The sequence below is a fragment of the Shinella sp. M27 genome, assembly GCF_049199905.1.
GTDB lineage: Bacteria > Pseudomonadota > Alphaproteobacteria > Rhizobiales > Rhizobiaceae > Shinella.
Window position 1 is genome coordinate 1 of sequence record NZ_JBLZPK010000071.1, and the last position, 1,645, is coordinate 1,645.

Below are 1,645 nucleotides of genomic sequence, written 5' to 3' on the forward strand. Positions count from 1 at the left end.
ACTTCGATTTCCTTGTCATCCAGCTCGTTGTTGCGCAGCTTCTTGCGAAAACTGTCGCGCGTCGCCGGCGAGGCGGTGGCGCCGACCAGCGCGTCGAGCACGCGTTCCTCGGCATTGGCATGGGCCTTGGCCGTCACCTCGGCGCGCTTCTTCTCGCGCACCAGGCCGATGCCGACCTCGACAAGGTCGCGCACGATCTGCTCGACGTCACGGCCGACATAACCGACCTCGGTGAACTTGGTGGCCTCGACCTTGACAAAGGGCGCGCCAGCCAGCTTGGCGAGACGCCGGGAAATCTCCGTCTTGCCGACACCCGTCGGGCCGATCATCAGAATATTCTTCGGCATCACCTCGTCGCGCAGGTCCGGTTCCAGCTGGTGGCGGCGCCAGCGGTTCCTGAGCGCGATGGCCACGGCGCGCTTGGCATCGTGCTGGCCGATAATGTAACGGTCGAGTTCGGAGACGATCTCGCGGGGGGAAAAATTGGTCATTGGCTTTCCGTTTTCTGGCAGCGTTCCCGGGCCATCATCAGCGCCCGGCCGCCCCTTGGGGAAGGATCATCATGGAATATCCGCCCGCCCTGTCGAAAGGCGCGGGCAGGACGGCCTCAGCGGTCGGCATCCAGCGTCTCCACCACGAAATTGTGGTTGGTGTAGACGCAGATGTCGCCGGCGATCTGCATCGCCTTGCGGGCGATCTCTTCCGCCGACTTGTCACTGTCCATCAGCGCGCGCGCCGCGGCATAGGCGTAGTTGCCGCCCGAACCGATCGCCATCGTGCCATGTTCCGGCTCCAGCACGTCGCCATTGCCGGTCAGCGCCAGCGTGACGGTCTTGTCGGCGACGAGCATCATGGCTTCGAGCCGGCGAAGATACCGATCGGTGCGCCAGTCCTTGGCAAGTTCCACGGAAGCCCGCATCAGCTGGTCGGGATATTGTTCGAGTTTGGCTTCCAGCCGTTCGAGCAGCGTGAAGGCGTCCGCCGTCGCGCCGGCAAAACCGGCGATCACGTCGCCCTTGCCGATACGGCGCACCTTGCGCGCATTGCTCTTCATCACGGTCTGGCCAAGGCTCACCTGACCATCGCCCGCCATGACCACCTTGCCGTCCTTACGGACGGTGATGATCGTCGTGGCGTGCATGGAAGCGTAGGGGTTGTGTTCACTCATAAGCATACCTTCGAAAACCCGGCATCCCGGGCAATGGCACCGCCAGCGAGGCGGCCTCGTTGTGTCCTATGTAAGCGGCGTTTCGCCAATTGCAAACGCCGCCATCGGGTCGCTCCCCGGCCCGCGCGCAGGGAAAGCGGGACAAGAACGCCGCCGTCCAAAATAAGCCTTGCTTTCCCCACTTGATGAGGCGGTTATGGTCTCCCAGCAACGCAAAGGGGTTACGGCAATGGCAAAAGGGCAGGTTCGCAGCAACAAGGAAACGCGCAAACCCAAGAAGGACAAGGTGGCCGAAAAGGCCCCACCTACTCTGGGATCGCAGGTGAAGAACAGCGAGAGTGCGACGAAGAAGAAATGACGCGACGCAGGGGGATGCCGGCACGCCCGCATCCCTCTCTTCCCCTCTTCTTTCCGCCCCCCCTCCTGCGTCGAGGGGCCGGGTGGGCTTGCCAAAAAAATGGCTTCGATCCCCACCCC

General features: G+C 63.1%; 3 protein-coding genes. 1 reads left to right on the forward strand and 2 read right to left on the reverse strand.

All coding sequences use genetic code 11. The annotated features are described in order from the left end of the window. The coding region (locus ACOZK4_RS25790) for an AAA family ATPase (RefSeq protein ID WP_421594517.1) at positions 1 to 491 on the reverse strand (491 nt) is incomplete at its 3' end. A gap of 116 nt (positions 492 to 607) precedes the next feature. Next, positions 608 to 1,168 carry an ATP-dependent protease subunit HslV gene (hslV, locus tag ACOZK4_RS25795; RefSeq protein WP_421594518.1) on the reverse strand — a complete coding sequence of 187 codons (561 nt, stop codon included), beginning with the start codon at positions 1,166 to 1,168 and terminating at the stop codon, positions 608 to 610. A gap of 229 nt (positions 1,169 to 1,397) precedes the next feature. On the opposite strand from hslV, the gene ACOZK4_RS25800 reads away from it, so the two are divergent. Next, positions 1,398 to 1,526: a hypothetical protein gene (locus tag ACOZK4_RS25800; protein WP_314095326.1), complete on the forward strand. Its 129-nt coding sequence runs from the start codon at positions 1,398 to 1,400 to the stop codon at positions 1,524 to 1,526. The last annotated feature ends 119 nt before the right edge of the window (positions 1,527 to 1,645 follow it).

Excerpts from the sequence above, each read along its gene's own strand:
- hslV (WP_421594518.1), bottom strand. The coding sequence starts at position 1,168 with ATGAGTGAACACAACCCCTACGCTTCCATGCACGCCACGACGATCATC.
- ACOZK4_RS25800 (WP_314095326.1), top strand. The coding sequence starts at position 1,398 with ATGGCAAAAGGGCAGGTTCGCAGCAACAAGGAAACGCGCAAACCCAAG.